Source organism: Halomonas sp. (assembly GCF_014859505.1).
In the GTDB taxonomy this organism is placed as follows: Bacteria; Pseudomonadota; Gammaproteobacteria; order Pseudomonadales; family Halomonadaceae; genus Halomonas.
On sequence record NZ_JACUUD010000007.1, the window covers coordinates 32,783 to 55,807 of the forward strand.

21 protein-coding genes and 1 pseudogene are annotated in these 23,025 nt (G+C 65.8%); 15 read left to right on the top strand and 7 right to left on the bottom strand.

Going from position 1 to position 23,025, the window contains the following annotated elements:
* Nucleotides 1-51: 51 nt before the first annotated feature.
* Entirely contained in the window at nucleotides 52-1,509 is a 1,458-nt protein-coding gene (locus IBX53_RS02100) for a DASS family sodium-coupled anion symporter (RefSeq protein WP_290904627.1), read from the bottom strand.
* A 240-nt stretch (nucleotides 1,510-1,749) separates the two neighbouring features.
* On the opposite strand from IBX53_RS02100, the gene cysQ reads away from it, so the two are divergent.
* The 10 genes from cysQ to ihfA all read left to right on the top strand — a co-directional run bounded on the left by cysQ (nucleotide 1,750) and on the right by ihfA (nucleotide 11,464).
* The gene (gene cysQ / locus IBX53_RS02105) at nucleotides 1,750-2,598 is read left to right on the top strand and encodes a 3'(2'),5'-bisphosphate nucleotidase CysQ (RefSeq protein ID WP_290904631.1); all 849 of its coding nucleotides are present in this window, start codon (nucleotides 1,750-1,752) and stop codon (nucleotides 2,596-2,598) included.
* 72 nt (nucleotides 2,599-2,670) lie between these two features.
* Nucleotides 2,671-3,138 carry a DUF2489 domain-containing protein gene (locus tag IBX53_RS02110; RefSeq protein WP_290904634.1) on the top strand — a complete coding sequence of 156 codons (468 nt, stop codon included), beginning with the start codon at nucleotides 2,671-2,673 and terminating at the stop codon, nucleotides 3,136-3,138.
* A gap of 294 nt (nucleotides 3,139-3,432) precedes the next feature.
* On the top strand, nucleotides 3,433-4,089 hold the full coding sequence (locus IBX53_RS02115) for an OmpA family protein (protein ID WP_290904637.1): 657 nt from the start codon (nucleotides 3,433-3,435) through the stop codon (nucleotides 4,087-4,089).
* Nucleotides 4,090-4,334: 245 nt separating this feature from the next.
* A complete protein-coding gene (thrS, locus tag IBX53_RS02120; protein ID WP_290904640.1) occupies nucleotides 4,335-6,233 on the top strand; it encodes a threonine--tRNA ligase in 1,899 nt (632 codons plus the stop codon).
* A 33-nt stretch (nucleotides 6,234-6,266) separates the two neighbouring features.
* Nucleotides 6,267-6,809 carry a translation initiation factor IF-3 gene (infC, locus tag IBX53_RS02125; RefSeq protein ID WP_290904682.1) on the top strand — a complete coding sequence of 181 codons (543 nt, stop codon included), beginning with the start codon at nucleotides 6,267-6,269 and terminating at the stop codon, nucleotides 6,807-6,809.
* 107 nt (nucleotides 6,810-6,916) lie between these two features.
* Nucleotides 6,917-7,111, top strand: coding sequence for a 50S ribosomal protein L35 (gene rpmI / locus IBX53_RS02130; RefSeq protein ID WP_290785855.1), 195 nt, complete (start codon nucleotides 6,917-6,919; stop codon nucleotides 7,109-7,111).
* A 35-nt stretch (nucleotides 7,112-7,146) separates the two neighbouring features.
* Nucleotides 7,147-7,500 carry a 50S ribosomal protein L20 gene (rplT, locus tag IBX53_RS02135; protein ID WP_290785858.1) on the top strand — a complete coding sequence of 118 codons (354 nt, stop codon included), beginning with the start codon at nucleotides 7,147-7,149 and terminating at the stop codon, nucleotides 7,498-7,500.
* A gap of 121 nt (nucleotides 7,501-7,621) precedes the next feature.
* Nucleotides 7,622-8,641, top strand: coding sequence for a phenylalanine--tRNA ligase subunit alpha (gene pheS, locus IBX53_RS02140; RefSeq protein ID WP_290904643.1), 1,020 nt, complete (start codon nucleotides 7,622-7,624; stop codon nucleotides 8,639-8,641).
* A 33-nt stretch (nucleotides 8,642-8,674) separates the two neighbouring features.
* Nucleotides 8,675-11,056 carry a phenylalanine--tRNA ligase subunit beta gene (gene pheT / locus IBX53_RS02145; protein WP_290904646.1) on the top strand — a complete coding sequence of 794 codons (2,382 nt, stop codon included), beginning with the start codon at nucleotides 8,675-8,677 and terminating at the stop codon, nucleotides 11,054-11,056.
* Nucleotides 11,057-11,161: 105 nt separating this feature from the next.
* Entirely contained in the window at nucleotides 11,162-11,464 is a 303-nt protein-coding gene (gene ihfA / locus IBX53_RS02150) for an integration host factor subunit alpha (RefSeq protein ID WP_290904649.1), read from the top strand.
* A 114-nt stretch (nucleotides 11,465-11,578) separates the two neighbouring features.
* On the opposite strand, the gene IBX53_RS02155 is transcribed toward ihfA, so the two are convergent.
* Complete coding sequence (locus tag IBX53_RS02155) at nucleotides 11,579-11,788, bottom strand: DUF2788 domain-containing protein (RefSeq protein WP_290904653.1); 210 nt, start codon at nucleotides 11,786-11,788, stop codon at nucleotides 11,579-11,581.
* 168 nt (nucleotides 11,789-11,956) lie between these two features.
* On the opposite strand from IBX53_RS02155, the gene IBX53_RS02160 reads away from it, so the two are divergent.
* Nucleotides 11,957-12,421, top strand: coding sequence for a flavodoxin (locus IBX53_RS02160; protein ID WP_290904655.1), 465 nt, complete (start codon nucleotides 11,957-11,959; stop codon nucleotides 12,419-12,421).
* A gap of 1 nt (nucleotide 12,422) precedes the next feature.
* Nucleotides 12,423-12,791 carry a hypothetical protein gene (locus tag IBX53_RS02165; protein ID WP_290904657.1) on the top strand — a complete coding sequence of 123 codons (369 nt, stop codon included), beginning with the start codon at nucleotides 12,423-12,425 and terminating at the stop codon, nucleotides 12,789-12,791.
* Nucleotides 12,792-12,910: 119 nt separating this feature from the next.
* On the opposite strand, the gene ppnN is transcribed toward IBX53_RS02165, so the two are convergent.
* Nucleotides 12,911-14,272, bottom strand: coding sequence for a nucleotide 5'-monophosphate nucleosidase PpnN (gene ppnN / locus IBX53_RS02170; protein ID WP_290904661.1), 1,362 nt, complete (start codon nucleotides 14,270-14,272; stop codon nucleotides 12,911-12,913).
* Between the two features lie 98 nt (nucleotides 14,273-14,370).
* Between ppnN and IBX53_RS02175 the strand changes: the two genes are divergently transcribed.
* The gene (locus IBX53_RS02175) at nucleotides 14,371-15,285 is read left to right on the top strand and encodes a LysR family transcriptional regulator (RefSeq protein WP_290904685.1); all 915 of its coding nucleotides are present in this window, start codon (nucleotides 14,371-14,373) and stop codon (nucleotides 15,283-15,285) included.
* A 44-nt stretch (nucleotides 15,286-15,329) separates the two neighbouring features.
* Here the strand turns inward: IBX53_RS02175 and IBX53_RS02180 are convergent, their stop codons facing one another.
* The 4 genes from IBX53_RS02180 to gcvH form a co-directional block, all read right to left on the bottom strand.
* The gene (locus IBX53_RS02180) at nucleotides 15,330-15,653 is read right to left on the bottom strand and encodes a cytochrome c (RefSeq protein ID WP_290904663.1); all 324 of its coding nucleotides are present in this window, start codon (nucleotides 15,651-15,653) and stop codon (nucleotides 15,330-15,332) included.
* Nucleotides 15,654-15,730: 77 nt separating this feature from the next.
* Nucleotides 15,731-16,954 (bottom strand): sulfite oxidase, encoded by a 1,224-nt coding sequence (locus tag IBX53_RS02185; RefSeq protein ID WP_290904666.1) that lies wholly within the window; start codon nucleotides 16,952-16,954, stop codon nucleotides 15,731-15,733.
* A gap of 218 nt (nucleotides 16,955-17,172) precedes the next feature.
* Nucleotides 17,173-20,067, bottom strand: coding sequence for an aminomethyl-transferring glycine dehydrogenase (gene gcvP / locus IBX53_RS02190; protein ID WP_290904669.1), 2,895 nt, complete (start codon nucleotides 20,065-20,067; stop codon nucleotides 17,173-17,175).
* 103 nt (nucleotides 20,068-20,170) lie between these two features.
* Complete coding sequence (gcvH, locus tag IBX53_RS02195; protein WP_290904672.1) at nucleotides 20,171-20,563, bottom strand: glycine cleavage system protein GcvH; 393 nt, start codon at nucleotides 20,561-20,563, stop codon at nucleotides 20,171-20,173.
* Between the two features lie 510 nt (nucleotides 20,564-21,073).
* Between gcvH and IBX53_RS02200 the strand changes: the two genes are divergently transcribed.
* Together IBX53_RS02200 and gcvT are read left to right on the top strand one after the other, a co-directional pair.
* Nucleotides 21,074-22,477, top strand: coding sequence for a sodium:alanine symporter family protein (locus IBX53_RS02200; RefSeq protein WP_290904676.1), 1,404 nt, complete (start codon nucleotides 21,074-21,076; stop codon nucleotides 22,475-22,477).
* A 78-nt stretch (nucleotides 22,478-22,555) separates the two neighbouring features.
* Nucleotides 22,556-23,025, top strand: a pseudogene (gene gcvT, locus IBX53_RS02205) (glycine cleavage system aminomethyltransferase GcvT); the annotation flags it as partial.

The window sequence follows — 23,025 nt, forward strand, 5'->3', positions numbered from 1 at the left end:
GACGACGGCGCCCGGCCTTGGCCGGGCGCCGTCGTTTTTCAGGGCGGCTGCCTACCAGAAGGTGACCACCAGGAAATAGGCCATCAAGGTCACCAGCACCGTGCTGATCAGGTTGAGCGCGAAGCCGGCGCGGATCATCGACTGGATCTTCATGTGCCCCGTGGCGAAGACGATGGCGTTGGGTGGCGTGGCCACCGGCATCATGAAGGCGCAGCTGGCGGCGATGGCGGCGGGCACGGTGATCAGCAGCGGAGAGATGTCCAGCGACAGGGCCAGGGCGCCCAGCAGCGGTAGGAAGGCCGCCGCGGTGGCGGTGTTGGAGGTCACCTCGGTCAGGAAGATGATCACCAGCACCACCACGGCGATCATGGCCAACAGCGGGAAGGTGCCGAAGATGGCCAGCTGCTCGGCGATCCAGCTGGCCAGTCCGGTGCGGGTGATGGTGCCGGCCAGGGCCAGGCCGCCGCCGAACAGCAGCAGGATGCCCCAGGGCAGCTTCTGGGCCTCTTCCCAGATCATCAGCCGCTCGCCGTCGCCACGGCCGCTGGGTACCAGGAAGAGCACCACGCCGGCGGTGATGGCGACGCCGGTATCGGAGAGCCAGCTCAGGCCCAGGTCATTGAGCAGTGGGCGCACCACCCAGGCCACCGCCGCCAGGGAGAAGATGGTCGCCACACGGGTTTCGGCGGTGGTCATCGGGCCGAGCTTGGTCAGCTCGTTGCTCACCATGCTGGCGCTGTCCTCGCCGGCGTCCAGGTGGAAGCCGCCGCGGGTCAGCCACCACCAGGCGGCGACCATCATGGCGATACTGATGGGCAGCCCGATGACCATCCACTGGGCGAAGCCGATATCGATGCCGCGATCCTCTGCCAGGTAGCCGGCCAGCAGGGCGTTGGGGGGTGTGCCGATCAGGGTCGCCACACCACCGATGCTGGCGGAATAGGCGATAGCCAGCAGCAGGGCGGTGGCATAGCGCTTGACTTCGGCGGGGTCGCTGTCGCCGAGCAGGCTGATGACCGACATCCCGATGGGCAGCATCATGATCGCGGTAGCGGTGTTGGAGACCCACATGCTCAGGAAGCCGGTGGCGATCATGAACCCGCCGATCTGCCGACGGGGCTGATGCCCCACCAGCTGGAGCACGTGCAGCGCCAGGCGGCGATGCAGGTTCCAGCGCTGCATCGCGATACCGAGCAGGAAACCGCCCAGGAACAGGTAGATGATCGGGTTGGCGTAGCTGCCGGTGGCCTCCCCCAGGGTGCCGAGCCCGAGTGCAGGAACCAGTAACATCGGCAGCAGCGAGGTGACCGGAATGGGCACGGCCTCGGTGGACCACCAGGTGGCCATCAGCAGGGCCATCCCCACGCAGGCCCAGGCGGCTTCGTTCATCCCTGCAGGTGGCGGCAGGATCAGGGTGGCCAGCAGCAGGGCGGGGCCCAGCCACAGGCCGAAGCGGCCGGGACCGGAGGGCCCGGGTGTCTTCTTGGGAACGTCGGGACTCGTCTGCATGCATGTCTCCATCGGCAGGAGGGGCACCCAGCGGGTGCAAAACGACGCGGAATGATACTTAAGTTGTAGAAGATCGTCAGATGTCTTTTATGCGCCTTTAGTCTAATACCTGTTGTTGTCGTCCAGCAGAGACCCCCATCCTTGGAAGGGACTATTCGTTGGCCCGAATCCTGTTGTCTCCAGCCCAATTTTCGTAGCGCCTTTCGACGCCAACCTTCGCCGTAATTCCGGGAGCCTGGCATGACCCCATATGATGTTCCTGCGGATCTGAAGGATCTGGTCAACCTCTGTGAACAGGCGGGCCGTGCCATCCTGGCGGTGCGCAAGGCGGGCTTTCGGGTCGATTCCAAGGACGACGCCTCACCGGTGACGGCCGCAGACCTTGCCGCCAACGAGATCCTGGTGGAGGGCCTAGCGGCCTGTTCGACGCTGCCGATTCTCTCCGAGGAGGGGCGCGTGGTGCCCTGGGCCGAGCGCCAGAAGTGGCGACGCTTCTGGCTGCTCGATCCGCTGGATGGCACCCGTGAGTTCGTCGATGGCTTCGATGACTTTACCGTCAATGTAGCGCTGATCGAGGCGGGCAGGCCGGTGCTTGGGGTGGTGCATGCGCCGGCCTTGGGCACCAGCTGGGCCGGCACCGTCGAGGAGGGGGCCTGGCGCTGGCAGGAAAGTGAGCGCCAGACGATTCACGTCGCACCGCTTCGCGTGGCACCGCGCTGGCCGCCAAGAATACTGGCCAGTCGGGCCCATCTGGATGCCGCCACTCGGGAGTGGATCGCGGCGATTCCCGGGGCGCAGCTTTCCCGCTGCGGCAGCTCGGTGAAGTTCTGTCGCATCGCCGAGGGTCGGGCCGATCTCTATCCGCGTTTTTCCCCGACCTGCGAGTGGGATACCGCTGCCGGCCAGGCGGTGCTTGAAGCGGCGGGGGGGGCGGTGCTCGCCGCCGAGACGCTGGACCCGCTGCGCTGCCAGCAGGGCGAGAGCCTGGTCAATGGCCACTTCATCGCCTGTGCGGTGCCGGCGTGGAGGGAGCGCCTGGCCGCCGTGTCGCGCCAGGCGGTTTGGGATGAGACGAAACCATTGGTATAATGAAACTTGTACACAGGTTCTACAGTCATTGTTCCTAAAGCCACAATCCGTAACCTAACCCTGAGATCCCTGATGACGACAACCACTGCGCTTGTCCTTATCGGCATTGGCCTGGTGATCATCGCTGGCCTTGCTGCTTACGCCTACACGCTTCGCCGGGAGGTCCGCCGCCGCCAGGCCTTCCGTGAGGAGGAGGAGCGTCGCGCCCGCGACAACTGCCTCGAGAATCTGGAGATGGTGGCCTCGTCACTCCTGCAGGAGCAGGTGGATGTGACCGAGGGTGCCTGGCGCTGCAAGGTGCTGCTGGAAATCCTCGATCCACGGCTGATGGAGCGCGACACCTTTCGGCCCTTCGGCGAGGTGCACGCTCGTACTCGCCATCTCCATACTCACGAGGCGCGCAAGGCGCTGACACCCAAGGAACGTTTCAAGGAGGATCGAGAACGATTCGCCGTTGAAGAGGAACTGCGAGAGGCGGTGCTCGTTGCGGCCGGCGCGGTACTGGAATTCAGGCGCAATTGGCCGGGAAGCCTGCATTGAATCGACAGCTTGCCCTGAATCTCAGACAGAGATAGTGCTCGGATATTTTCGAACGCTGTGCGTATACTGTATCACTCTGCTAAGTTCATAACATGGTGATTGAAAGACCGCTCGAGCTGCTGCAAGCTGTGTTCGTGTCGAGTCCTGTCGAGGTAGCTTTCGCTGCATGGCAGGTTTGGGACGGACGCGGTGGAACTGACTCCGCGGCGCCCAATCGTCGGGATCATCTGGGAAGGTGTTGCACACGCTGCCTGTCCTGGAATCAAGCAAGAAAAAAAGACAAGGAGTTTCACCATGAAGAAATCCACGACTGGCTTGCTGCTCGGTTCTGCCCTGGTGGTCGGCCTGGCGGGCTGTGCTACCCCTAACACCAACCCCTCGTCCGACCGTCCGTGGTACCAGCAGCCGGTGACCTGCGGCATCGCTGGCAGCCTGATCGGCGGCAGCATCGGCTACGCCACCAGCGGCAGCTCCGATGAAGAGGAAGGTGCCGCCACCGGTGCCTTTGCCGGTGCCGCTATCGGCGCCCTGCTGTGTGCCGACCGTACCCCGGCCCCGGTGGCCGAGCCCGAGCCGATGCCGGCGCCCGAGCCCGAGCCCGTGCCGGACTTCGAGCCGGTGACCCTCTCCAGCGAGGTCAACTTCGCGTTTGACTCCGATGAGCTGCGTCCCCAGGCCGAAATGACCCTGGACGAAGTTGCCCGTCGCCTGCGCGAGCACACCGACGTGCGCATCCGCATCGAGGGTCATACCGACTCCGTCGGCTCCGCCCAGTACAACCAGGGCCTCTCCGAGCGTCGTGCCAACTCCGTGCGCAGCTACCTGGCCAGCCAGGGTGTTGCCGGTGACCGCATGATCGCCGTGGGCTACGGTGAGCAGCGTCCGGTTGCTACCAACGAGACCGACGAGGGCCGGGCCCTTAACCGTCGCGTCGAGATCGACCGTCAGTAACCGACCGTCGTGACCCGGGCGAGTCATCGCCCGCTCAGCAGGGGCGCCTTCGGGCGCCCCTGCTGCATTCTGCTCGCGGAGCGCTCGGCCTTCCGAATGATCGGTTAGTCCTGTGCCCTGTTGGCGGCCGCTCGGTGGCGTGACGAGCCTCGACTCTGGTATGGTAGTGCCCGCCCTTTCTTACCCTGTTTACCGCGACATGTGGTCTTTCGTATGGGCCACCACTGCGCACAAGGACCCCCTTCATGCCCATCGTTACCCTGCCCGACGGCAGTCAGAGAACCTTCGATACCCCGATCACCGTGATGCAGCTGGCCGAGGAGATCGGCCCCGGGCTTGCCAAGGCCTGTGTGGCCGGCAAGATCGACGGCGTGCCGGTGGATGCCGCCGACCTGATCGAGCGCGACGCCGAGGTGGCCATCCTCACCGCCCGTGACGCCGAGGGCCTGGAGGTGATCCGTCACTCCTGCGCCCACCTGATCGGTCATGCCGTCAAGCAGCTCTACCCCGAGGCCAAGATGGCCATCGGCCCGGTGATCGATGACGGCTTCTACTACGATATCGACTTTGGCCGGTCGGTGACCCCCGACGACCTCGAGGCGATCGAGATGCGCATGAGGGAGCTGATCGAGCGGGACTACGACGTGGTTCGTGAGTATGTCGATCGCGACCGCGCGATGCTGGCCTTCCTGCACCGCGACGAGCCCTACAAGCAGGAGATCGTGCGCGATATCCCGGAAGGGGAGTCCATTCGTCTCTACCACCATGAAGAATATACCGACATGTGCCGGGGCCCCCATGTGCCCAATACTCGGCACCTGAAGGCCTTCAAGCTCACCAAGCTGGCCGGCGCCTACTGGCGCGGCGACGCCAGCAAGCCGATGCTGACCCGCATCTACGGCACCGCCTGGCCCGACAAGAAGCAGCTCAAGGCCTATCTCAAGCGCCTCGAGGAGGCCGAGAAACGCGACCATCGCAAGCTGGCCCGGAAGATGGACCTCTTCCACCTCCAGGAGGAGGCCCCGGGCATGGTCTTCTGGCACCCCAACGGCTGGACCATGTACCAGGCGCTGGAGCAGTACATGCGCCGGGTGCAGATCGAGAACGGCTACCAGGAGATCAAGACGCCCCAGGTGGTGGATCTCTCGCTGTGGAAGAAGTCCGGCCACTGGGGGCACTACAGCGAGCTGATGTTCACCACCGAGTCCGAGAAGCGCGACTACGCGGTGAAGCCGATGAACTGCCCCTGCCACGTGCAGGTGTTCAACCAGGGCCTGAAGAGCTACCGGGACCTGCCGCTGCGCCTGGCCGAGTTCGGCAGCTGCCATCGCAACGAGCCCTCCGGCTCCCTGCATGGCCTGATGCGGGTGCGCGCCTTCACTCAGGACGACGCCCACATCTTCTGCACCGAGAAGCAGATCCAGGCCGAGGCCGAAGACTTCATCGCCTTGACCCTCAAGGTCTACAAGGAACTGGGCTTCGATGAGGTGGAGCTCAAGCTCTCCACGCGCCCCGATGACTTCCTCGGTGAGCCGGAGATGTGGGACCGCGCCGAGGCGGGCCTCGAGGCGGCGCTCAATGCCACCGGTCTCGAGTGGGAGCTGCAGCCGGGCGAGGGCGCCTTCTACGGCCCCAAGATCGAGTTCTCCCTGCGCGACTGCCTCAATCGCGTCTGGCAGTGCGGCACCCTGCAGCTGGACTTCAACCTGCCGGGCCGCCTCGGCGCCCAGTTCGTCGACGAGGACGGCGCCCGCAAGACCCCGGTGATGCTGCACCGCGCGATCCTGGGCTCCTTCGAGCGCTTCCTCGGCATCCTCATCGAGCACTATGCCGGGGCCATGCCGCTGTGGCTGGCGCCGCAGCAGGCGGTGATCCTCAATATCACCGATGCTCAGCGCGATTTCGTGCTCGATCTCGAGCAACGGCTGCAGAAAATCGGCCTTCGCGTCAAGGCGGACTTGAGGAACGAGAAGATCGGCTTTAAAATCCGTGAGCATACGTTGCAGAAGGTTCCCTATCTCCTCGTGGTGGGAGATAAGGAAGTCGAGGCCGACTCGGTGGCCGTGCGTACGCGTACCGGCGAGGATCTAGGCACAATGCGGGTCGATGACCTCATCGAGCGTCTGAACGCCGAACTCGGCTGACGACAACGTCAATCGTCTTAAGGAGACTGAGCGATCAAGCGAAGCAACCCAAGAGGGCGCGTCCAGGATAAGCGCCCCCCGATGAACGAGCGTATTACCGAGGATCAGGTTCGCCTGATTGATGCCGACGGCGAGCAGCTGGGCGTCGTGCCCACCAGTGAAGCTCTGGAGCGCGCCGAAGCCTCGGGAATGGACCTCGTACAGATATCCAATGCCGATCCGATCGTCTGCAAGATCATGGACTACGGCAAGTTCGTCTTCGAGCAAAAGAAGCAGAAGTCCGCTCAGAAGAAGAAGACGAAGCAGATTCAGGTCAAGGAAGTCAAGTTCCGGCCTGGCACCGACGAGGGTGACTATCAGGTCAAGATGAAGAACCTGATCCGTTTCCTCGAAGGGGGCGACAAGGGCAAGGTCACGCTGCGTTTCCGCGGTCGTGAGATGGCGCATCAGGACCTCGGCCGCAAGCTGATGGAACGGATCGCCGCCGATCTCGAGGAGATCGGGATCGTGGAGTCCTTCCCGAAGATGGAAGGGCGCCAGATGATCATGATCATTGCCCCCAAGAAAAAGCAGTAAGCAGTAGAGAAAAAGTGATCCGGCGGCCGGTCCAACGGGCAGTGGGTGTCAGCATCCACCGTCGGCCCCGGGTTTTCTGAATAAACCTCGTAATGGAGTGTTCTTCCATGCCGAAGATCAAGACCAACCGTGGCGCCGCCAAGCGCTTCAAGAAGACGGCCAACGGCTTCAAGCACAAGCAGTCGTTCCGTAGCCACATCCTGACCAAGAAGTCCACCAAGCGTAAGCGTCAGCTGCGTGGGATGAAGCAGATCCATGACGCCGACAAGGCGCTCATCCAGCGGATGCTGCCTAACCTGTAACCCTTGGTAGACCCTTTTTTCGTCAGGAGTAAGCTATGACTCGTGTCAAGCGTGGCGTTGTCGCCCGTCGTCGTCACAAGAAGATTCTCAAGCAGGCCAAGGGCTACTACGGTGCCCGCAGCCGCGTGTTCCGCGTTGCCAAGCAGGCCGTCATCAAGGCCGGCCAGTACGCCTACCGCGATCGCCGCAATCGCAAGCGCCAGTTCCGCGCCCTGTGGATCCAGCGTATCAACGCCGGTGCGCGGCAGCACGGCCTGTCCTACAGCCGCTTCGTGGGCGGCCTGAAGAAGGCCGGCATCGAGATCGACCGCAAGGTCCTCGCGGACCTGGCCGTGAACGAGAAGGCCGCCTTCGCTGCCATCGTCGAGAAGGCCAAGGCTGCCCAGTAAGTGACCGCGTCATCTGCGGCGGTTCGGCTCTGGTCGAGCAGCCGTTGACGTTGCAAGGGGAAGAGCAGCCGCTCTTCCCCTTTTTTCTTCAAGACTGATACTCGAATTCGGAGCGCAACGGATGGATCACCTTCCCACTCTGGTCACCGAAGCCCGCCAGGCGATCCAGGCTGCCGAGACCATTCCGGCCCTGGAGGAGCTGCGCGTGCGCTACCTCGGCAAGAAGGGCGAGATCACTGCGTTGCTCAAGGGGCTCGGCAAGCTGTCTGCCGCCGAGCGTCCGGCCGCCGGTGAGCGTATCAATCAGGCCAAGCAGGCGCTGGCCGAGGAACTGGAGAGTCGCCGTGGGGCCCTGGAGAAGGCGGCCCTGGAGAATCGGCTGTCCGCCGAACGGCTCGACGTGACCCTGCCGGGCCGCGGCCAGCCCAGCGGCGGGCTGCATCCGGTGACGCGCACCCTGGAGCGTATCGAGGGACTCTTTACCCGCATCGGCTACGACGTGGCGGTGGGCCCGGAGATCGAGGACGATTACCACAACTTCGAAGCGCTCAATATCCCGGCGCACCACCCGGCGCGGGGCATGGCAGATACCTTCTATTTCGATGCCACCCGCCTGCTGCGCACCCACACCTCGCCGGTCCAGGTGCGCACCATGAAGGAGGGCAAGCTGCCGATCCGCATCGTCTGCCCGGGGCGCGTCTACCGCAGTGACTCCGATCTGACCCACACCCCCATGTTCCACCAGGTAGAGGGGCTGCTGGTGGATGAGGACGTCAGCTTCGCCGACCTCAAGGGCACCATCGAGGACTTCCTTCACGCCTTCTTCGAGCGTGACGACCTCTCCGTCCGCTTCCGTCCCTCCTATTTTCCGTTCACCGAGCCCTCCGCCGAGGTCGATATCCAGTGCGTGATGTGCTCGGGCGAGGGTTGTCGGGTCTGCTCCCATAGCGGCTGGCTGGAGGTGATGGGCTGCGGCATGGTGCACCCCGAGGTGTTCCGCCACTCCGGCATCGACGCCGAGCGCTACACCGGTTTTGCCTTCGGCATGGGCGCCGAGCGCCTGGCGATGTTGCGTTATGGCGTCAACGACCTGCGGCTGTTCTTCGACAACGACCTGCGCTTCCTGCGCCAGTTTGCCTGATCTCCCTCGCACCCGCACAACACAGGATTTGTCATGAAATTTTCCGAACAGTGGCTGCGCGAGTGGGTGTCACCGCAGCTTGCCACCCAGGCCCTGGCCGACCAGATCACAATGGCCGGCCTCGAGGTCGATGCCGTCGAGCCCGTGGCGGCGGTCTTCGATGGCGTTGTGGTGGCCCAGGTGCTGGAGAAGCTCCAGCATCCCGATGCCGACAAGCTCAGCGTATGCCGGGTCGACGACGGCTCCGGCGCGCCGGTGCAGGTGGTGTGCGGGGCGCCCAACGTGGCGGTGGGGCAGAGGGTGCCCTTCGCCCGGGTCGGTGCCCTGCTGCCCGGCGATTTCAAGATAAGGAAGGCCAAGCTGCGCGGCCAGGAGTCCCGCGGCATGATCTGCTCCGCCTCGGAACTCGGCCTCGAGGAGGAGACCTCCCCGGGCATCCTTGCGCTGCCGGCGAACGCCCCGGTGGGCGAGGACTTCCGCCTCTGGCTGGGCCTGGATGACCATACCATCGAGGTGGACCTGACGCCCAACCGCGGCGACTGCCTGAGCCTCAAGGGCCTGGCCCGCGAGGTTGGCGTGCTCAACCGCCTGCCGGTGGGCGGGCCCGCCATCGCGGCGGTCGCCGCGACCCATGACGAGACCTTCGCGGTGCGCGTCGAGGACCCCGAACACTGCCCGCGTTACATCGGCCGCTTGATCAAGGGCGTCGACGTGACCGCCGAAACGCCGCTGTGGATGGTGGAGCGCCTGCGTCGCAGCGGCATTCGCGCCATCGATCCGGTGGTGGATGTCACCAACTACGTGATGCTGGAGCTCGGCCAGCCCCTGCACGCCTTCGATCGAGCCAACCTGCATGGTGCCGTGGTCGTGCGCCTGGCCCGGGCGGGCGAGCGTCTGGTGCTGCTCGACGGCCAGGAGGTGACGCTGACCCATGGCACTCTGGTGATCGCTGACGAGCGTGGCCCGTTGGCCATCGCCGGGGTGATGGGGGGCGAGCACTCTGGCGTGAATACCGAGACCCGCGACATCTTCCTGGAGTCGGCCTTCTTCGCTCCCCTGGCGGTGGCCGGCCAGGCGCGCGGCTACGGTCTGCACACCGACGCCTCCCACCGCTTCGAGCGTGGCGTGGACGCTGGCCTGGCCCGTGAGGCGGCCGAGCGCGCCACGGCGCTTCTGCTGCAGATCACCGGCGGCGAGCCGGGTCCCCTGGTGGAGGTGGCAAGCCCCGAGCACCTGCCCGCCGAGCGCCGGGTTCGCCTGCGCGCCGCGCGACTCGAGCAGGCACTGGGCAAGTCGCTGCCTGCCGATGAGGTCACCGAGATCCTGGAACGCCTGGGCATGGCGGTGCAGACGGATGAGCTCGGCTGGAGCGCCGTGGCGCCGAGCTGGCGCTTCGATGTCGCCATCGAGGAGGACCTGATCGAGGAGGTGGCGCGCATCCATGGCTACAACCGTCTGCCGGTGCGTCGTCCCCAGGCCCGCCTCGGGCTGCGCCCCGACCATGAGGCGCGTACCCCGCTGGGCCGCCTGCGTCGCCAGATGGTGGCCCGCGGCTACCAGGAGGCGGTGACCTACAGCTTCGTTGCCCCCGAACTGCAGAAGGCGCTGCTGCCCGAGGCGGTCTCGCCGGTGCTGGCCAACCCCATCTCCGCGGACCTGTCGGTGATGCGGGCCAGTCTCTTTCCGGGCCTGGTGCGAGCGCTCGAGCATAACCTCAACCGTCAGCAGACTCGGGTGCGCCTCTTCGAGACCGGCCTGATCTTCCGTGGTGAGCTCGATGACCTGCAGCAGATTCCGATGCTGGGCGCTCTGGTATGCGGCTCCCGAGACCCCGAGGGCTGGGCGGCCAGTCCCGAGAGGGTCGACTTCTTCGACCTCAAGGGGGATCTGGAGAGCCTGCTGGCCATGGGTGGCGAGCCCGAGGCCTGGCGCTTCGAGCCCGCCGAGCATCCGGCGCTGCACCCGGGCCAGTGCGCGCGGATCCTGCATCGCGGCGAGGAGGCCGGCTGGATCGGCACCCTGCACCCTGCGGTGCGCGCCCAGCTGGGGCTGAAGGTGGACGCCGTGCTGTTCGAGGTGCGCCTGGACGCCCTGACCCATGGCCGGGTGCCGGCGTTCACTCCGCTATCGCGGTTCCCGGAGGTGCGCCGCGACCTGGCCTTCCTGGTCGACGAGAACCTGCCGGTTCAGGCGCTGCTGGACACGCTCCGTGGCCAGGCCGGTGAGTGGCTCACCGAGTGCCGCCTGTTCGATGTCTACCAGGGCAAGGGCGTCCCCGAAGGTCGCAAGAGTGTGGCCCTGGGCTTGACCTGGCAGCATCCTTCGCGCACGCTGAATGACGAGGAAATCAATCAGTTGGTCGATGCCATCATTACCGAGTCCCGTCATCACCTGGGCGCGGAGCTTCGCGGATAAGCCTTTCGGTTACGCTGCGTGGCTGTGCGGCGAGAGAATGTTCCAGCGAGACGGGCAGGTGAGTCGGCAACGGCCGTGAGGCGGACCCCATACGAGGGAGTGAACATGGGTGCACTGACCAAGGCCGAGCTGGCCGAGCATCTGCACGCCGAGCTGGGACTCTCCAAGCGCGAGGCCAAGTCCATGGTGGAGGCCTTCTTCGAGGAGATACGCGCCTGCCTGCGTGAAAACGAGCAGGTCAAGCTCTCCGGCTTCGGGAACTTCGACCTGCGCGATAAGCGCGAGCGGCCGGGCCGCAACCCCAAGACCGGTGAGGAGATCCCGATCTCCGCCCGGCGCGTGGTGACTTTCCGGCCGGGGCAGAAGCTCAAGAGCCAGGTGGAAGGCTATCTTGGCGAGGCCCACTGAAGACAGCGCCGCCGCGAGACGTGGAACGCCACCCCCGAGGGTGGCGTTCTCCGCTTGAGGGCGTTGTCCTGTGTGCCTGGGCGGGGGGTGGGGCAGGGGAGTGAGTGGGAGGCGTCAGACCGAGCCTCCGTTTTCCAGCACCCAGGTGATCACTACCTTGAGGATGTAGCCCAGCATGCCGGCGCCGAGCACGATGAACAGCATCAGGGTGCCGAAGCGGCCGGCGTTGGATTTCTTCGCTAGGTCCCAGATGATGAAGCCCATGAACAGGATCAGTCCTCCGATCATGATCGGGGTGATCCAGGCCTCGAAGGTCTGCTGCATGTTGCCTCCCGTGCAGGGTGGGGAAGAGACCCAGTATTATACTCGGTCTCTCCCTGGCCTTGCAGGAGAATGCGTGCGGCGAAATGCCCCGTCCCTGCGGCGGTGAAGATGCGAGACAGCAATGAGTCGTGTTAATATCTGACCAGAATTCTCAGGTATACTCAGGACATGCCCATGCTCAAGATCTTTGTCGGTACCATGTATGGCGGCGCCCTGGACGTCGCCGAGCAGGTCAAGCCGTTGCTGGAGGAGGCCGGCTATTCCGTTGCCATCTACGACAACCCCACCCTGGAAGATCTCACGGGGTCGCCTACCGATCTGGCGCTTTTCTGTGTCTCCACCACCGGCAGTGGCGATTACCCGGGCAACTTCGTGCCCTTCGCCCGGTCCATCGCCGAGCAGAGTCCCGGTCTTGCCTCGCTGCGCTATGGGCTGATCGCCCTGGGCGACAGCTCCTACGGCGAGACCTTCTGCGGCGCCGGTCGCCAGCTCGATGAGCTGCTGCAGGGGCAGGGCGCCACACGCCTGGGTGAGCGGCTGGAGGTCGACGCCATGGAGACCTTCATGGCCGATGACGCCGCGCTGCCCTGGGTCGAGGAGTGGATCGAGTCCGAAGCGCTCAAGGTGGCCTGAAATGGGTGCTCAGCCTACCCCCGAGCGGCTCAGCCTCATGCTGGGACTGGTGCTGCTGATGTTGTCGACCCTCCCGCGCTACCTGGTGGGGGGCCATGACAACCGCTTCAACCTGATCCTGATCGCCCTGGTGGTGGTAGCCGGCGTCGCCGCCGCCCATTGGCGCCTGCTCGAGGCCGAGGCTCGGGCCCGCCTGCCCCGCCTGATGGGGCGCCTGGGCCTCAGCATGGTGGTCGGCCTGGCGGGCATGGGGCTCTACCATGTCCTGTTCACCGACTTCATCGGCTGGGAGCTGCTGATTGCCCATGGCACCACCCTGGGTCTGCTGCTTCACGCGCTGTCGATCTGGCTGAAGGCGCCCAGCGCCTGACGTCAGGGGCCTCAGGCCGAGGTCATCCAGGCGCCATCACCAGAAACCCCGCGGCGTTGATGCCGGCGGGGTTTGCGTTCCTGCGTTGGCTTGCCTCTTGCTATGTGCCCTGTTTGCCGCTATCCCAGCGTGTAGCAGGGCTCGTAGTCGCCGGAGAGTTTCATGCGGCCCTGGGCGACGAAGGAGTCGAGCAGCTCGTCGAGGCGTGACATCAGTTCCGCTTCTGCCTGCAGGCGGAAGGGGCCACGGGCCTGGATGGCGCGGATACCCTGCTCCTTGACGTTACCGGCGACGATCCCCGAGAAGGCGCGGCGCAGGTTGGCGGCCAACTCATGAACGGGCTGGTTGCGGTGCAGGGCCAGGCTGGCCATGGCCTCGTGGCTGGGGTCGAAGGGCTCCTGGAAGGGACGGTCGATGGTCAGACGCCAGTTGTAATAGAAGGCGTCCTGGCGACTCCTGCGGTAGTCGGCCACCGCATCGATGCCCTTGCGCATGGTGCGCGCCACCTCGGTGGGGTCGTCGATGATGATGCGATAGCGCTCCCGCGCTCCCTCGCCCAGGGTGTAGGTCAGGAACTCGTCGATGCGCGCGAAGTAGTCCGCGCTGTTCGCCGGGCCGGTGAAGATCACCGGCAGTTCCACGTCGACGTTGTCCGGGTGGAGCAGGATGCCGAGCAGGTAGAGGATCTCCTCGGCCGTGCCCACCCCGCCGGGGAAGACGATGATGCCGTGGCCCAGGCGCACGAAGGCCTCCAGGCGTTTCTCGATGTCCGGCATCACCACCAGTTCGTTGACGATGGGATTGGGCGCCTCGGCGGCGATGATGCCGGGCTCCGAGACCCCCAGGTAGCGGCCCTCCCGTCGGCGCTGCTTGGCGTGGGCCACGTTGGCGCCCTTCATGGGGCCCTTCATGGCGCCGGGACCGCAGCCGGTGCAGATGTCCATCTCGCGAAGACCCAGGTGGTAGCCCACGTCCTTGCTGTACTCGTACTCCTCCCGGGAGATGGAGTGGCCGCCCCAGCACACCACCAGGCTGGGATCGCGGCCCGGCTTGAGGGTGCCGGCCTTGCGCAGGATATGGAACACCGCATTGGTGGTGCCTTCGGCGGTCGTCAGATCGAAGCGCTGGTGCCCCTGGATCTCGTTGTAGACGTAGACGATATCGCGCAGTACCGAGGAGAGGTGCTCGCGAATCCCCCGGATCATCCTGCCGTCGACGAAGGCCTCGGCCGGGGCGTTGGTGAGCTTGAGGCGGATGCCGCGGTCCTGGGGAATCACCTCGATATCGAAGTCGTGGTAGGCCTCCAGCAGTGCGACGCTGTCATCGGTGGGAGAACCGCAGTTGAGCACTGCCAGCGAGCAGCGGCGGAGCAGGTCATGCAGCCCGGCCTTGGAGGTGTCGTGAAGGCGGCTGACCTCATGCTGGGAGAGGATCTCGAGGCTGCCTTCCGGGGAGATGATGCTGGAGATGGTGTCGGGCATTCAGGCGTCCTTGTCGCTTGTGTCGTTCCTGCCGATGCTATCACGGCAACTTGTTGCCCGGTGCTACAATGCCCTGTCCATCCGTCATCTGGCCCGTCATGTTCAACGCGCTCTACTTTCGCACCTTCATCACCCTGGTCGAGACCGGCAGCTTCACCCTGACGGCACGGCGCCTGGAGATGACCCAGCCCGGCGTCAGCCAGCACGTACGCAAGCTCGAGCAGTACCTCGACAAGCCGCTGCTCGAGCGCCATGGCCGCCGCTTCACGCTGACCGAGGCGGGACGACGGGCCTACGACTATGCCCTGAAGCTGTTCGCCGAGCACGAGCAGTTCCGCCATTCGCTGGATGCCGACTCCCTCTACTCCGGGGACTGCCGCCTGGCCTCGCCGGGCAGCGTCGGGGTGATGCTCTATCCCTTCCTGCTGGGCCAGCAGCAGATGCATCCCGGCCTCACGGTGAGCTACAGCTTCGCCTTCAACCACGAGATCACGCAGGACGTGCAGGCCGGCCGCTACGACCTGGGCATCGTCACCGACCCCGTCCGCCAGCCCGACCTGACGGTGGAGCCCTGGCACCGCGAGCCCCTGTGCCTGGTGGTTCCGGCGGATTTCGCCGGCAGTGGCCTGGCCGACCTCATGGGCATCGGCTTCATCAACTACTCCGACGGCCTCAACCACGCCGGCGCCCTGCTGCGCAGCAACTTCCCGGAGGAGTTCCACTCGATCAGTCACTTCCGTCGCCAGGGCTTCACCAACGAGGTGGGGATGGTGCTGGACGCGGTGGCCCGGGGGCTGGGGTTCACCGTGGTGTCGCGGCTGGTGCTGGAGACCTCGCCGTGGCAGCGCCAGGTGAAGGAGCTGGACCTGCCGGTGGCGGTCCACGAGACGCTGCATCTGGTGAGTCGCCGCGGCATGGAGATCCCGCGCCGCTATGCCCGTTTACTGGAGGATTTCCGCGAGCAGCGCCGCCAGGCGCTCTACGGCTACAGCGAGCAGCCGGGGTTCGGCTGAGGGAGGGCCGCCCGGGCCGTCACGGGCGGCCCGGGCGGTGGTAGTCAGTCGCCTCCGGTGGCGCCGGTGACGAAGGTCACCAGCGCCTCGATATCATCGCTGGACAGTGAATCCGCGTAGGCCGGCATTACCCCGACCCCGCGGCTGACCGCGTTCCTCACCATGTCGGTGGTGGGGCCCAGCTGGTCGAGATTGGGACCGACCTGGCCACTGGTGCCGGCCGCGGCCAGGGTATGACAGATCGCGCAGGCGGGGGTGGCCTCGCCGGTGAACAGGGCCTGGCCGCGTGCCGCCGGGTCCTGATCGGCCAGGGCGGGCAGGCAGAGCAGGGCGGTTACGCCGAGCAGGGGCGCGAAGGACTTCGCCATTGAGATTCCTCTTTCGGAAGGACTTGCGTCATGCGAAAGGCAGCGGCCGGGTGGCCGCTGCCCGTTGGGGAGCGGGATCAAACCGTCACGGTGACGCCATGATCCTCCCAGCCGTTATGGCCATAGCCTCGTTCGTTCTCGACGCGTTCGCGGGGCTGGCTGTTGCCCGCCACGTCGGTGGCCCGTGAGACGATGCGGTGCTCGCCGGGGGAGAGGCTGGCCTTGAGGACGAAGGGACGCCAGGCGTAAGGTCCCAGGTCCGGGCCGATGATTTCCGCCTCCTGCCAGCTGTCGCCACCGTCCACCGAGACCTCGACTCTTTCTATTGCCGTGGTGCCGCCGAAGGCGACCCCGTAGATCAGGTTTTCGCCCTCGTGGGTGGTGTCCAGGGGTAGGGTCACCCAGGATTTGACGTTCATGTCCCACATGGAGGGCTGGTCCGGCGAGCCGCCCACGCCAACCTCGCGCACCCGGTAGCCGGAGGCCTGGATCTTGGCGTCCGTTTGTGACTCGGTCATGGCCAGGCGCTTGACGTACTTGACGTTGTTGACCCCGTAGTAGCCTGGGACCACCAGCCGCAGCGGCCCGCCATGGGCGCGGTCCAGAGGCTCGTCGTTCATCTCCCAGGCCAGGATGGCGGACTCCATGGCTTCCATGGGCACCGAGCGCTCGACCATGATGTCCTTGGGATCAAGCCCCTCGGGTATCTTCTCGCCACCGGTGCCGGTAATGTAGCGGGCGCCGTCGACCGGTCCGCCCAGGGCCTCCACCACGGTCTTGAGGGGGACGCCTGTCCATACCACGCAGCCCGCCGCGCCGACGGTCCACTGGGTGCCGCCGGCCCCGTGGGCGAAGAAAGCGCGGCCGTTGCCGGAACACTGCAGTACCGAGGCAACGGTGGTGACGTCCATACGCTTGAGCTCTGCGAGCGTGAAGCTGCGCGGATTATTGACGCCCTCGATGCTGATTTCCCAGGCATCGGGGTCATCGGTGATGCTTTCGTCCGGGGCGGGAAGGTTGTTGCGCACGAACAGCGTGCGGCTGGGGGTGACCACGCCGCTGCGGATCGCGCCGCGCTCGGTCTCGATGGTCTCGCGGCCGTGGACGATCAGGTCCTGCTGGCGCTTCCAGGCCACGTAGTCGGGCAGCGAGCTGGCCGGTTCCGCCCGGGCGACCGGGGTCAGCTGCATCAGGCCCAGCGCCGCCAGGGCACCGGCGCTGCCCTTGAGCAGGGTACGGCGTGCCGGGTTGTCCAGGGTATGTGACGGTTCCGGGGGCATCGAGGATGACGGGGATGTCATGGCATCACTCCTGTGATTGTTGTGGTGTCGTACGGAATTGTTGTGGCGTCGTACGGAGGTGAGGCACGGGTGGGACGCCCGAACCTGTCATATCTATATAAGTTCCATTTCTTATTTGGTCAAACCGATCCTTCAACGTATCAGGCCCTGCCGATGGCGGGGCCTGCTGCGTTCAGGCGCCGGCGCCGAGCGACCGGCGCTCGGGTCAGCCGCCTCGATCAGTCGCGATACTCGTCGATGCTGGGGCAGGAGCAGATCAGCTGACGGTCACCGAAGACGTTGTCGACCCGGTTCACCGCCGGCCAGTACTTGGAGGCCTTGACCGCCGGGGTGGGGAAGGCCGCCAGCTCGCGGGAGTACGGGCGCTCCCAGGCCTCGTCCATCAGGTCGGCCTGGGTGTGCGGGGCGTTCACCAGCGGGTTGGCGTCTGCCGGCCACTCGCCGGCCTCGACCCGGTGGATCTCCTCGCGGATCGCGATCATGGCGTCGCAGAAGCGGTCGATCTCGTAGCGGGACTCCGACTCGGTGGGCTCGATCATCAGCGTGCCGGGCACCGGGAAGGACATGGTCGGGGCATGGAAGCCGTAGTCCATGAGGCGCTTGGCGATGTCCTCCTCGCTGATCCCGGAGGCGGCCTTGAGCGGGCGGATGTCGATGATGCACTCGTGGGCCACGCTGCCGTTCTCGCCGCGGTAGAGTACCGGGTAGTGCTCGCCGAGCCGGGCGGCGATGTAGTTGGCATTGAGGATCGCGAGTTCGGTGGCCTCGCGCAGGCCGCGTGCGCCCATCATCTTGATGTAGGCCCAGGAAATCGGCAGGATCGACGCCGAGCCGAAGGCGGCCGCCGATACTGCGCCGCAGTCATCGTTGACGCCGGCGATGGGCGTCACCACATGGTTCGACACGAAGGGCGCCAGGTGCGCCTTGACGCCGATCGGGCCCATGCCCGGGCCGCCGCCGCCATGGGGAATGCAGAAGGTCTTGTGCAGGTTGAGGTGGCTGACGTCGCCGCCGAAGTCGCCGGGGCGGGTCAGGCCCACCTGGGCATTCATGTTGGCGCCGTCCACGTAGACCTGGCCGCCATGCTCGTGGACAATCGTGCATACCTCGCGCACGTTGGCCTCGAACACCCCGTGGGTGGAGGGGTAGGTGATCATGATCGAGGAGAGCACCTCGCCGTGCTGCTCGGCCTTGGCGCGCAGGTCGTCGACGTCGATATTGCCATGGGCGTCGCACTCCACCACCACCACCTTGAGGCCGACCATGGCCGCCGAGGCCGGGTTGGTGCCGTGGGCGGAGCTGGGGATCAGGCAGACATCGCGGTGCCCCTCGCCGATGGCCGCCTGGTAGCGGCGGATCGCCACCAGTCCGGCGTACTCGCCCTGGGCCCCGGAGTTGGGCTGCATGGAGATGTGGTCATAGCCAGTCACCTCCACCAGGAAGGCGGAGAGCTCGTCGATCATCTGCTGATAGCCGGCCACCTGATCGCGGGGCACGAAGGGGTGCACGTTGGCGAACTCCGGCCAGCTGATCGGGATCATCTCGCTGGTGGCGTTGAGCTTCATGGTGCAGGAGCCCAGCGGGATCATCGCATGGGTCAGCGACAGGTCCTTGTTCTCCAGGCGCTTGAGGTAGCGCAGCATCTCCGTCTCGCTGCGGTAGCGGCTGAAGGTCGGGTGAGTCAGGTACTCGCTCTCGCGCCGACAGGCCGTCGGAATCCCGCTCGCGCCCTCGGCCACCGCCCGCTCGTCCAGGGCGGCCACGGAGAGGCCGTGCTCTTCGCCCAGCAGCACGTCGAACAGTATATCGAGATCACGGGCGGTGGTGGTCTCGTCGAGGCTCACCCCGACGTCACCGTTCTCGAAATGGCGCAGGTTGATCTCGCGGGTCAGGGCGCGGCCATGGAGCTTGCCGGCGTCCACGTCGGTCAGGCGCAGGGTATCGAACCAGCTGTCGTGGGCCAGCTGAACGCCCTTGTCCCGAAGGCCCAGGGCCAGCAGGGTGGTCAGGCGATGGATGCGCGAGGCGATGGTCCGCAGCCCCTCGGCGCCGTGATAGACCGCATAGAAGCCGGCGATGTTGGCCAGTAGCGCCTGGGCGGTACAGATGTTGGAGGTGGCCTTCTCGCGGCGGATATGCTGCTCTCGGGTCTGCATCGCCATGCGCAGTGCCTGGCCGCCGCGGCTGTCCTGGGAGACGCCGATGATGCGCCCCGGGATTGACCGCTTGAGCTTGTCGTTGGTGGCGAAGAAGGCCGCGTGAGGCCCGCCGAAGCCCATCGGCACCCCGAAGCGCTGGGTGGTGCCGATGACGATGTCGGCACCCAGCACGCCGGGCTCGGTGAGCAACACCAGGCCCATGATGTCGGCGGCCACGCAGGTCATGATGCCGCGCTCACGAGCGCTCTTCAGCAGCGGCGCCAGGTCGTGGATCCGGCCGCTTTCGCCCGGGTACTGCAGCAGGGCGCCGAAGGCATCGACCTCGGCGAGCTGCTCGACCGGGGCCACTACCAGTTCGAAGCCGAAGTAGGCCGCCCGGGTGCGCACCACGTCCAGGGTCTGGGGCAGCACGTCGTCGGCGACGAAGAACACCTCGCTCCTGGCCTTCTTGTTGGCGCGGTGGCAGAGCGCCATGGCCTCGGCGGCGGCGGTCGCCTCGTCCAGCAGCGAGGCGTTGGCCAGCTCCATGCCGGTCAGGTCCATCACCATCTGCTGGAAGTTGAGCAGTCCCTCCAGGCGCCCCTGGGAGATCTCCGGCTGGTAGGGGGTATAGGCGGTGTACCAGCCCGGGTTCTCCAGCACGTTGCGCTGGATTACCGGCGGCAGGTGGGTGCCGTGATAGCCCTGGCCGATATAGCTCTTGAACACCCGGTTCTGGCGGGCCAGGCGCTGGAGGTAGTCCAGTGCCTCTGCCTCGCTGCGCGGTGTGTCCAGCTCGAGCTCGCGTCCCAGGCGGATATCCGCCGGCACGGTGCGCTCGATCAGCGCCGCGAGGCTCTCCACCCCGAGGGTGGCCAGCATGGCCGCCACGTCCGCCTCGCGGGGACCATTGTGGCGTTGGAGGAAGTCATCGTGGGCGGCCAGGTCGGCCAGGCGGCGAGTATCGATCGGCATGGGGGCACCGTAGCGTGGGTCAGGGCCGTCGCGGGGACGACGCGGGCGATGAAATCAACTCCCCGGCCGGGCGGCCGGGGCAGTGCAGGCGTGACGTTACGGCTCAGTCGTCGGACTGGGCCACGGCGGCGTAGCCGTCGGCGTCGAGCAGGTCGTCGAGCTGGGCGCTGTCGTCCAGGCGCACCTTTATGATCCAGCCGCCCTCGTAGGGGGCCTCGTTGACGGTCTCGGGGGCGTCTTCCAGGGCCTCGTTGACGGCGATGACCTCGCCGGCCACTGGGGCGTAGAGGTCGGAGGCGGCCTTGACCGACTCGATCACGCCGAACTCCTCCTTGACCGCGAGGGAGCGGCCGACTTCGGGCAGCTCGACGAAGACCACGTCGCCAAGCGCTTCCTGGGCGTGGTCGCTGATGCCGACGGTCACGGTGCCGTCACCGTTGTCGAGCACCCATTCATGGCTGTCGGCGTAGCGAAGGTTGGCAGGAATTGAGCTCATGGGGATTTCCTATACGAAAAAGGTTTTCTGGATTCGCAAATGCTAACGCCATCGACGGCGTTTGGCGAGCCCCTGCGACGTCTCGGGAGCGTGTGCCCGACCTCAAGGGTGGCCCGACCCGGGTGATTCGTCCAGCTGTCAGCCTCCATGGAGGGGAATCCCCATCGGCGGAGCGACGCATCCGCCGAGTGTGGTGCGGCACGATGCCGATGTCGCCTGCCGGATGCGGCGTTGGCGTCGATTCGGTCTACTCTGCGAGTGTGTCCGTGTCTCTGTATTGGCTCCGAAGAGGGGTCGCCTGTGTTTCCTATAAGAAATATGTTTTCACTGAGCGGGAGAATCGTTGACGGACTGACCCTCGCCAGGGTGGTGATGAGACGGCAAGATCCGCTATCTTATCGCGGTTCGATTCGTCGATCCTGCGCACGATGATTCGAAGGGCGGGAGGATCGCCTGTTATCGTGGGCTGTGAGGGGCAAATCAAAACAACAATCGCTAAGGGAGATTCACGTGGAAACCTTGACCAGTATTTTCGGCTCCATCAACGGGGTGGTGTGGGGGCCGCTGATGCTCATCCTGCTGCTGGGGGTGGGCTTCTACCTGCAGATCGGCCTCAAGCTGATGCCGCTGCGCAAGCTCGGCATGGGCTTCAAGCTGATGTGGCAGGGGCGGGATGCCAAGCCGGTGCCGGGGGAAAAGAAGAAGGATGATGACGGCGAGATCTCGCCCTTCAACGCCCTGATGACGGCGCTTTCCGCCACCATCGGCACCGGCAACATCGCCGGCGTGGCCACCGCCATCGCCCTGGGCGGCCCCGGCGCGGTGTTCTGGATGTGGATCACGGCGCTGGTGGGCATGGCCACCAAGTTCGCCGAGGCGGTGCTGGCGGTGCGCTACCGCGAGACCGACAGCACGGGCTTCCATGTAGGCGGCCCGATGTTCTACATCAAGAATGGCCTGGGCAAAAAGTGGTTGTGGCTGGGCGGTGCCTTCGCCTTCTTCGGGGCCGTGGCGGCCTTCGGCATCGGCAACACCGTGCAGTCTAACTCGGTGGCCGACGCCCTGGACTCCACCTTCGGCATCCCCCATGGGCTCACCGGCGTGGTGATCATGGTGCTGGCCGGCGCAGTCATCCTCGGCGGCATCAAGCGGATCGCCAAGGTGGCCGGCAAGCTCGTGCCGATCATGGGCATCCTCTACGTGATCGCCGGCATCCTGGTCCTGATCGTCAATGCCGGCCAGATCGGCGAGGCCTTCAGGCTGATCTTCTACTACGCCTTCAACCCGATCGCGGCGGCCGGCGGCTTCGCCGGGGCGGCGGTGATGGCGGCCATTCGCTTCGGTGTGGCCCGCGGCATCTTCTCCAACGAGGCGGGTCTGGGCAGCGCGCCCATCGCCCACGCCGCGGCCAGGACCAAGAACCCGGTTCGCCAGGGCATGATCGCGATGCTCGGCACCTTCATCGATACCATCATCATCTGCACCATCACCGCCCTGGTGATTCTCACCTCGACGGTGTGGATCGAGGGGGAGGCCGGTGCCTCGCTGACTGCCCTCTCGTTCGACGCGGCCCTACCGGGCTTCGGCAACCAGATCGTGTCGGTGGCACTGGCGGTCTTCGCCTTCACCACCATCCTCGGCTGGTCCTTCTATGGCGAGAAGTGCTTCCAGTTCCTGTTCGGTACCCGTTCGATCATGCTCTACCGGGTGCTGTTCGTGCTGGCGATCCCGCTGGGCGCCATGGCCAACCTGGGCTTCATCTGGCTGATGGCCGACACCTTCAATGCCATGATGGCGATTCCCAACCTGATCGCCCTGGCGCTGCTCTCGCCGGTGGTGTTCAAGCTGACCCGGGATTACTTCGACGGCAAGGAGATCCTGCCGGGCGAGGAGCTCGACCACGACAAGGGCTGAGGCCGGCCCGATGACCGCGGGAGTTGCCCTGTGCACCTCCCGCCTCGGTTTGAGCCACCTATCCGTGAGGGAGAGGCAATGAGCGAACTCAAGCATACCCCGCTGCATGGGCTGCATGGTGAGCTGGGCGCGAAGCTAGTGCCCTTTGCCGGCTACGAGATGCCGGTGCAGTACCCGCTCGGCGTCAAGAAGGAGCACGAGCACACCCGCCGCGCCTGCGGCCTCTTCGACGTCTCCCACATGGGGCAGCTGCTGCTGCACGGGCCGTCCCCGGCCGAGGCCCTGGAGACCCTGGTGCCGGCCGATATCGTCGGCCTCGAGCAGGGCTGGCAGCGCTATGCGCTGTTCACCGGCGAGGAAGGCGGCATCCTCGACGACCTGATGGTGGTCAACGCCGGCGACCACCTCTACCTGGTGGTCAACGCCGCCTGCCAGGAGCAGGACATCGCTCATCTGCGCCGTGGGCTCTCCGCGGGGCATGAGGTCGAGGTGCTAGAGCGGGGCCTGCTGGCGCTGCAGGGCCCGCAGGCCGCCGAGGTCATGGCGCG

Excerpts from the sequence above, each read along its gene's own strand:
- IBX53_RS02100 (WP_290904627.1), bottom strand. The coding sequence starts at position 1,509 with ATGCAGACGAGTCCCGACGTTCCCAAGAAGACACCCGGGCCCTCCGGT.
- cysQ (WP_290904631.1), top strand. The coding sequence starts at position 1,750 with ATGACCCCATATGATGTTCCTGCGGATCTGAAGGATCTGGTCAACCTC.
- IBX53_RS02110 (WP_290904634.1), top strand. The coding sequence starts at position 2,671 with ATGACGACAACCACTGCGCTTGTCCTTATCGGCATTGGCCTGGTGATC.
- IBX53_RS02115 (WP_290904637.1), top strand. The coding sequence starts at position 3,433 with ATGAAGAAATCCACGACTGGCTTGCTGCTCGGTTCTGCCCTGGTGGTC.
- thrS (WP_290904640.1), top strand. The coding sequence starts at position 4,335 with ATGCCCATCGTTACCCTGCCCGACGGCAGTCAGAGAACCTTCGATACC.
- rpmI (WP_290785855.1), top strand. The coding sequence starts at position 6,917 with ATGCCGAAGATCAAGACCAACCGTGGCGCCGCCAAGCGCTTCAAGAAG.
- rplT (WP_290785858.1), top strand. The coding sequence starts at position 7,147 with ATGACTCGTGTCAAGCGTGGCGTTGTCGCCCGTCGTCGTCACAAGAAG.
- pheS (WP_290904643.1), top strand. The coding sequence starts at position 7,622 with ATGGATCACCTTCCCACTCTGGTCACCGAAGCCCGCCAGGCGATCCAG.
- pheT (WP_290904646.1), top strand. The coding sequence starts at position 8,675 with ATGAAATTTTCCGAACAGTGGCTGCGCGAGTGGGTGTCACCGCAGCTT.
- ihfA (WP_290904649.1), top strand. The coding sequence starts at position 11,162 with ATGGGTGCACTGACCAAGGCCGAGCTGGCCGAGCATCTGCACGCCGAG.
- IBX53_RS02155 (WP_290904653.1), bottom strand. The coding sequence starts at position 11,788 with ATGCAGCAGACCTTCGAGGCCTGGATCACCCCGATCATGATCGGAGGA.
- IBX53_RS02160 (WP_290904655.1), top strand. The coding sequence starts at position 11,957 with ATGCCCATGCTCAAGATCTTTGTCGGTACCATGTATGGCGGCGCCCTG.
- IBX53_RS02165 (WP_290904657.1), top strand. The coding sequence starts at position 12,423 with ATGGGTGCTCAGCCTACCCCCGAGCGGCTCAGCCTCATGCTGGGACTG.
- ppnN (WP_290904661.1), bottom strand. The coding sequence starts at position 14,272 with ATGCCCGACACCATCTCCAGCATCATCTCCCCGGAAGGCAGCCTCGAG.
- IBX53_RS02175 (WP_290904685.1), top strand. The coding sequence starts at position 14,371 with ATGTTCAACGCGCTCTACTTTCGCACCTTCATCACCCTGGTCGAGACC.
- IBX53_RS02180 (WP_290904663.1), bottom strand. The coding sequence starts at position 15,653 with ATGGCGAAGTCCTTCGCGCCCCTGCTCGGCGTAACCGCCCTGCTCTGC.
- IBX53_RS02185 (WP_290904666.1), bottom strand. The coding sequence starts at position 16,954 with ATGACATCCCCGTCATCCTCGATGCCCCCGGAACCGTCACATACCCTG.
- gcvP (WP_290904669.1), bottom strand. The coding sequence starts at position 20,067 with ATGCCGATCGATACTCGCCGCCTGGCCGACCTGGCCGCCCACGATGAC.
- gcvH (WP_290904672.1), bottom strand. The coding sequence starts at position 20,563 with ATGAGCTCAATTCCTGCCAACCTTCGCTACGCCGACAGCCATGAATGG.